The following is a 7,144-nucleotide window of genomic DNA, read 5'->3' on the forward strand; positions in this document are numbered from 1 at the left end:
ATCCTGTAGACAAAAACGGCTTGGAATTATTCCAAGCCGTTAAAAATTATTGGTGCGAATATTTAACAAAACTCACACAAAATGACTCTATGGCGTTTCAATGGCCACTAGTTTACCATCTCTGGTTTGGGTATATAACATATTGCCCTGCGCCACAGGTGCTGAATAAATACTTTCATCTTCATCATCAGCTCCTACTTCTAAACGTGCAACTAGACTACCATCAGTTTTATCGAACCAATGTAAATATCCGTATTGGTCACCTGCTACTACATAATCACCAACAGGTGTAACAGCCGTCAATAAACGTTTTTTAAGTGCGCCTTGACTCCATAACTCCACACCATTACGAATATCTAAGGCGTAGACATAACTGTTATTGTCTACCACAAATAACGATGAACCAGACAAACTTAAACTACGATAAGATTTGTATTCACGTTTCCAAATAATTCGGCCACTACGCATCTCTACTGCAGCCAAAGTACCATCATAAGAAATAACATAGATAATACCGTTAGCCACAAGCGGCTGACTATCAATATCAACAATTCTCTCTAGTTCAGTAACGCCTGTTGCAGCTGAAATAACCTGTTCCCAAGCTGATTGGCCATTTGCAATAACATTAACTACTAATTTACCTGTAGCCGTTCCGATTATGGCTCCGCCATTTGCAGCAGAAGGAGCAGAAACACCACGCAAAGATAAAGGAGGTACATCTGATTCATGTGACCATAACTCTTCACCGTCTGCAGAATTTAAAGCATACACAAAGCCAGAGCCTGTATTTACCACAACAACACCACTATCAACGGCTGGAGAAGCTAACACTTCGCCTTTGACGGTTGTAATCCACTTTTGTTCGCCAGTGTTTGCATCTAAAGCAATAACTTCGCCGTTTTCAGTACCAAAAAACACAGTTTCATAAGCAACAGTTACACCACCAGCTATTTTTGCCGGAATACCGCTAGACCATAATTTTTTAACACTGGCGGTCAAACCTTCATCTTTATAGGTAGCTAAGTTTCTTTGCCAAACTTTTTTACCCGTTTCTTGTTCAAACGCGGCTATCATGCCTTGTCTATCAGCAGCAAAAACCTTTTTATAATTAACAGCGGGTTTTAGCTTTGAAAAAAAGTTACCAACACCATCACCTAAATCAACAGACCATTTTTGTACCGGTGTGAATTTTGACTCAATTGGTTGCAAGCGACGAATTTCTATTTCGTCGTCATCGTAAAACCAATTTGCCACTGTGGTACAGCCCGAAAACACTAAGCAACTAGAAACCAATAATGAAACTAAAATTCGGTTCACGTTTATCACCTACCCGTTAGCCAACGCAGTTAAATTATCTAACTTCATTTTTAAAATAGGATCACGTTCATTAATTTCTAAAGCAGCACTATAAGCGGCACGTGCTTTATCGAATAATTTTTGCTCTTGATACACATCGCCTTTAATTTCTTGTGAAGAACCTTTAAAGGCTTCATCTTGAATTTTATCTGCCGTAGCTAAGGCTTTATCTAATTCGCCTTGTTCGATTTGAACACGAGCTAAGCGCACCTGAGCGACCGATTTTACCGCTAATACATCAGCGTTATTGCTAACAAACTCCAAATGTTTAGCAGCTTCGGCCAAATCATCACTATCAGTCGCTTTTTTAGCCAGTTCCAAAGCCATTAATAACGAATAACCAGTATCAGTGTGGTTATCAATATACGCCTTTGCTTGGCCTATGCCTTTTTCATCAGCAGCCAGTTCAGTTGAGGCTTTTTCAAAAGCAACAGAGGCTATTTCTTTAGCCGCCATTTCACTTTCGTTGTAATAACGCCAGCCATATAAACCACCTAAACCTAATACTGCGCCAACAATGAGTGCCGTACCATTTTCTTTCCAAAAGCGCTTAATAGCTTCTACTTGTTGTTCTTCTGTTTCGAACTGATCCATTATTCTTTCCTCTTACTACTGGTATGTAATTAACATACTTAAAAATTAAACTGTTATATAGAATTTACTGGTTAAATAATTCACCAATAAAATTAACTAATTCGGTTTTGGCAACAATTTTTTGCTCTTGTTTTTCACGCAAGTATTTTATTGCCACTTGATTTTGATCCACTTCATCTTGACCAATAATTAACGCTATACTGGCTCCACTGTTGTCAGCACGCTTCATTTGTTTTTTAAAGTTGCCACCACCACAATGGTTCATAACTTTAACGTTAGGTAAATTATCTCTTAGGCTCTCGGCCAATTGACGTGCGTATAACTCTACTGAATTTTCCATAGCGGTAACATATACATCAACCGCTGGTGCAACGTTTTTATCTTGTTCTAAGGTCTGTAACATTAACACTAGTCGTTCTAAGCCCATGGCAAACCCAACACCTTGCGTTCCTTTACCACCAAGTTGCTCAACTAAGCCATCGTATCGACCACCAGCACAAACTGTCCCTTGTGCGCCTAAACTGTCTGTTACCCATTCAAATACAGTGCGATTATAATAATCTAAACCACGTACTAAAGAAGGATTAACTCGGTATTGGATGCCTAACTTGTCTAATCGTTCACACAAACCTGTAAAATGTTGAGCAGATTCTTCATCTAAACAATCAATTAACTTAGGTGCATCCTGAATTGCTTCTTGTACCTGAGGGTTTTTACTGTCTAACACCCTCAGTGGATTGGACTCTAATCGTCTTAAACTGTCTTCATCTAGAGCAGATTCTTTGGTCTTTAAAAAGCTGACGAGTTGTTCTTTATAAGCAAGCCTTGCTTCAGCAGAACCTAATGAGTTAATTTCCAAGGTAACGTGGTCGGTAATTCCAAACAACTTCCATAGTCGAGCACTTAATAAAATGACCTCGGCATCAATATCAGGCCCTTCTAAGCCGAATACTTCTACACCAAATTGATGAAATTGACGATAGCGACCTTTTTGTGGACGCTCATGACGGAACATGGGACCCATGTACCATAATCGTTGCTGCTGGTTATATAATAAACCATGCTCGTTACCGGCACGAACCACGCTAGCCGTGCCCTCTGGACGCAAGGTTAAACTATCTGAATTGCGGTCAGCAAAGGTATACATTTCTTTTTCTACAATATCAGTGACTTCACCGATAGAGCGTTTAAATAAATCAGTGCTTTCCACAATCGGAGTGCGGATCTCTTGATAACCATAACTCGCCACTACTTGACGAATTGTTGATTCGACGTACTGCCAAAGTCCCGAATCTGTCGGTAAGCAGTCGTTCATACCCCGAATTGCCTGAATTTTTTTCGCCACTGACTTAAATCTCTTATTACAATAATTAAAAAAGCCCCGCATTATAGGGGCTTTGTGCTTAAACGTAAAACATTGAAGACAAAAATACTCAGCTAACTTACCTTGAAATCTAAAGTAAGTTATTAACCTAGCTGTTTTACGGCAATTTTATTGCTCTCATCCAATGTAGCGGCCTTAGCTCTAATTCGTTTTTCCAATTGATCAACTAAGTCGTCATTAGATAAACGTTCTTTTTGACGTTTACCATCTAAATAAAAACCACTCATGTTTCGTGCTCCGGTTAAACCAAGATCAGAAACTTCAGCTTCGCCAGGACCATTAACTACACAACCAATTATGGAGACATCCATAGGTGTTAATAAATCTTCTAACCTTTGTTCTAAAGCATTCACGGTATTGATGACATCAAATTCTTGTCGTGAACAACTGGGGCAAGCAATAAAATTGATCCCTCTAGAACGAATACGTAATGACTTAAGAATATCAAATCCAACTTTAATTTCTTCAACAGGATCGGCTGCTAAAGAAATACGAATAGTGTCACCGATACCTTCAGCTAACAACATGCCTAAACCAACTGAGCTTTTAACTGCACCAGCACGAATACCACCGGCTTCTGTGATCCCTAAGTGTAATGGTTGATCAATTTGTTTGGCTAACTCTCTATAAGCGCCTACTGCTAAAAAAACATCAGACGCTTTTACACTCACCTTAAATTGATCAAAGTTTAGTTTGTCTAAAATGTCTACGTGACGCATAGCTGATTCGACTAATGCCGCGGGAGTAGGCTCTGTATATTTTTCTTGGATCTCTTTTTCCAGCGATCCACCATTCACTCCAATACGAATAGGAATGTTTTTATCTCTAGCACAATCCACGACGGCTTTTACTCGTTCCATAGAACCAATGTTGCCAGGGTTAATTCGTAGACAATCCACGCCATATTCAGCGACTTTTAGCGCAATACGATAATCAAAGTGAATATCTGCAATAAGTGGAATAGACACTTGTTGTTTGATGATTTTAAAAGCTTCAGCAGCATCCATAGTTGGCACAGATACTCGAACAATTTCACCACCTACGGCTTGAATCTGCTCGATTTGTGCAACGGTAGCTGCTACATCAGTAGTCAAAGTGTTCGTCATAGATTGAACAGCAATTGGCGCACCATCACCGATAGGTACATTACCTACATAAATACGTTTAGAAGGGCGACGAATAATAGGTGATTCAGCAAACATTTTAATTGATTAACTCTGTGTTGTTCGTTTATAGATAAAGTTCTAAGAAGAAACTATTCTGTTAAAGGTAATTCGAATTTAGCACTGCGACCAGGTACGATAAATGACATATCAACAGCATCACCAGCATAGCTAATTTTCACGACTTCTGGTGCGCCTAAAGTCACTACAAATGGAGGAATGCCAGTAATTGGCATAACACGCCCTTTAGTTTTAACGCCAAAAGCAATATTTTCACCTGTAGCGTCAGCTAAATTCATCCAACAATTGTCGCTAAATTCAAAAACAAGTTCTACAGGCTCTGCTTGGTTAACCGGAACGTCTTCTGTAGCGCTAGCGTCAAGCGTTGACGCTTCATTGGTCAGTTCTTGTGAAACGCTTTCGACTTCGCTCACCTCACTCGCATCTTGCGGGTTTAGACTTTCATTGGGTACGCCAGATTCAGCCTGAGGTTCCAAGTCTTCAATAGCTGCCGATTCATTAACCTGGTTAACTGGTGCATCGTTATCAAGTAAGTTTGACTCAAGATTGTCTGATTCAGTTGCGTCTACTGGGATTATTGCTTGAGGCTCTTCTTGTTGTGTTTCAGATAGTGTTTCGGGTTTTGTTTCAACTTTCTGTTCAACAGTTGTAGCAGGAGAAGATAAAAATGAGCTGACTTTATTTTCTCCATCACTTTGTTGAAACCACCAAACAACGACTAATGCGATGACCACGGCAACAATTAAATAGGTAACTAACATAAGTTTATCGTCATTAGCTTGATGACTAAATTTGCGTGAAAAGCTTTGTAATTTGGCTGGTTCTTTTTTCTGCGTATTATGCTTCTCAAAAGCATCTACAATTTCCGATTCAGACACATTGACTTGTTTGGCATACAACTTCAAATATCCCTTGATGAAGGTTAAGGATATATTAATATCGTAATTGTCTTGCTCCAGCTCTTCAATTAAAGTGTTTTTTAATCGCACTTTACTCGCAATATCTTGAGTAGATAAATTCGCTGCTTCCCTAGCCTTTTTTAAAATTTCGCCGGGTCCCGGAACCACTACTTCTTGTTGTTCTTCGCTCATATTTTTTTACTACTCATCAGATTTAGGGGCCACAATTTTTAACTTCATGCCATTATATATTGCCGAGGCATCCGATAGTTCATTCCACTCTACCAAACGTTGCATTCTTATATTATACATTAATGAAATTCTGTACAGGTTTTCTCCCTTTGCAACCAGATGATAACTAGGAGTTTCTGACTCAGCAGGTTCAACCTCTATATCTGTTACTTCTTTTTCCTGAACAGGTTCGGTAATGGCTACTTCTGTGTTTTGTGAAACGGTTCTGCTTGCCGTACTTGTTGTCACTGCAGTTAACGTCGAAGAGTGATTAACCTCTGACTGAGTCTTTGATTCAACTTCAGGTAATACAACCACTGGTGTTTTCAACACTTTCATGGTCTTTTTCGGTTTTGTTTTTTCTGGCGTTTGCTTAATTAAAGCAATAACCTCTGGGTTATCTGGATACACCTTAATCAACATATCTCGAAAACCTTTAGCGGCAGCGTAATTTCCACTACCATTTTCGATTTCTATGGCCATTAATAAACTTTGCGGACTAACCTGAGCGACTTTTTCATAACGTCTCAGTACATCTCGTGCTTCAGCCCATTGTTTTGCATTAATTAATGACTGAGTTAGTAGGAATAAACTATTCCCTCTCCCAGGCTGATGATTGACGGCACTGCGTAAATATTCGATAGCATCTTGAGGATGACCTGAGCTTTGACTACACAAGGCTAAGTTTTCATATGTTTCTGCACTAGAGATGTAGTTACTCGTATTCACCGCTTTAAGAAAATATACTTTTGCTTGTTCATAGTTACCGTTTTGACATAAAAATGCCCCGTAACTATTAGTAATATCAGCATTTTTAGGTTCAAGATCCATGGCAAACTGGTAAGCATCTTCTGCTTGTTCAATTTCCCCGACTTTCTGATAATAATAGGCCATTGCAAAGTTTACATCCGCAGAACGTGGCGCAAACTCCATCGCTTTATCTAAGTTAAATTTAGCTTGGCTATAATTTCCATTTTTTAAATACGTTAACCCAAGCGAAATTCGCGTTTTAGCCGCTTTTAGTTGGTTAAAATTATTAGAACCAGATTGTTGTCCACTTTGACTACTACAGCCAATAAAGAGGATAACAACGAAACAAAAGATACATTTTATTCTTAACATAGAATTTTATTATTCCTTGTAAAAAACCTATTGTGCCATTTTTACTGAAATATTCTCACCCTTAAGTTGTTTTTTCATCATTCTTTTTGTTCTATCCACCACATCGCCAACTAATTGCCCACATGCAGCGTCAATATCATCACCTCGGGTACGTCTCACCACGACCACTAAACCATATTCAATCAATACTTTTGCGAAGCGGTCAATACGAGAGTTACTTGAACAAGTATAAGGTGAACCTGGGTATGGATTAAAAGGGATCAAATTAATTTTACATGGCGTTTCAGCCAATACCTTAGCCAGTTCATGTGCTTGGTCGGTACTGTCGTTGATGCCATTTAGCATCACGTATTCTACTGTCACTTTTCCAGAAT

General features: G+C 39.0%; 6 protein-coding genes and 1 pseudogene. All 7 read right to left on the reverse strand.

Annotated elements, in window-relative coordinates:
* Positions 1–87: 87 nt before the first annotated feature.
* Positions 88–1,317 (reverse strand): outer membrane protein assembly factor BamB, encoded by a 1,230-nt coding sequence (gene bamB / locus ACSHXM_RS12625; protein ID WP_435689127.1) that lies wholly within the window; start codon positions 1,315–1,317, stop codon positions 88–90.
* A 9-nt stretch (positions 1,318–1,326) separates the two neighbouring features.
* Complete coding sequence (locus ACSHXM_RS12630; RefSeq protein ID WP_435689128.1) at positions 1,327–1,950, reverse strand: YfgM family protein; 624 nt, start codon at positions 1,948–1,950, stop codon at positions 1,327–1,329.
* Between the two features lie 64 nt (positions 1,951–2,014).
* On the reverse strand, positions 2,015–3,295 hold the full coding sequence (gene hisS / locus ACSHXM_RS12635; RefSeq protein ID WP_435689129.1) for a histidine--tRNA ligase: 1,281 nt from the start codon (positions 3,293–3,295) through the stop codon (positions 2,015–2,017).
* A 122-nt stretch (positions 3,296–3,417) separates the two neighbouring features.
* On the reverse strand, positions 3,418–4,536 hold the full coding sequence (ispG, locus tag ACSHXM_RS12640; RefSeq protein WP_435689130.1) for a flavodoxin-dependent (E)-4-hydroxy-3-methylbut-2-enyl-diphosphate synthase: 1,119 nt from the start codon (positions 4,534–4,536) through the stop codon (positions 3,418–3,420).
* Between the two features lie 53 nt (positions 4,537–4,589).
* Entirely contained in the window at positions 4,590–5,609 is a 1,020-nt protein-coding gene (locus tag ACSHXM_RS12645) for a RodZ domain-containing protein (RefSeq protein WP_435689131.1), read from the reverse strand.
* Between the two features lie 9 nt (positions 5,610–5,618).
* Entirely contained in the window at positions 5,619–6,770 is a 1,152-nt protein-coding gene (gene pilW / locus ACSHXM_RS12650) for a type IV pilus biogenesis/stability protein PilW (RefSeq protein ID WP_435689132.1), read from the reverse strand.
* A gap of 27 nt (positions 6,771–6,797) precedes the next feature.
* Positions 6,798–7,144, reverse strand: a pseudogene (locus ACSHXM_RS12655) (bifunctional tRNA (adenosine(37)-C2)-methyltransferase TrmG/ribosomal RNA large subunit methyltransferase RlmN); the annotation flags it as partial.

The sequence above is a fragment of the Paraglaciecola sp. genome (genome assembly GCF_051252315.1).
Classification (GTDB): domain Bacteria; phylum Pseudomonadota; class Gammaproteobacteria; order Enterobacterales; family Alteromonadaceae; genus Paraglaciecola.

Bases quoted from the DNA above. Each gene is read 5' to 3' on its own strand.
- ACSHXM_RS12630 (WP_435689128.1), bottom strand. From the start codon at position 1,950: ATGGATCAGTTCGAAACAGAAGAACAACAAGTAGAAGCTATTAAGCGC.
- ispG (WP_435689130.1), bottom strand. From the start codon at position 4,536: ATGTTTGCTGAATCACCTATTATTCGTCGCCCTTCTAAACGTATTTAT.
- ACSHXM_RS12645 (WP_435689131.1), bottom strand. From the start codon at position 5,609: ATGAGCGAAGAACAACAAGAAGTAGTGGTTCCGGGACCCGGCGAAATT.
- pilW (WP_435689132.1), bottom strand. From the start codon at position 6,770: ATGTTAAGAATAAAATGTATCTTTTGTTTCGTTGTTATCCTCTTTATT.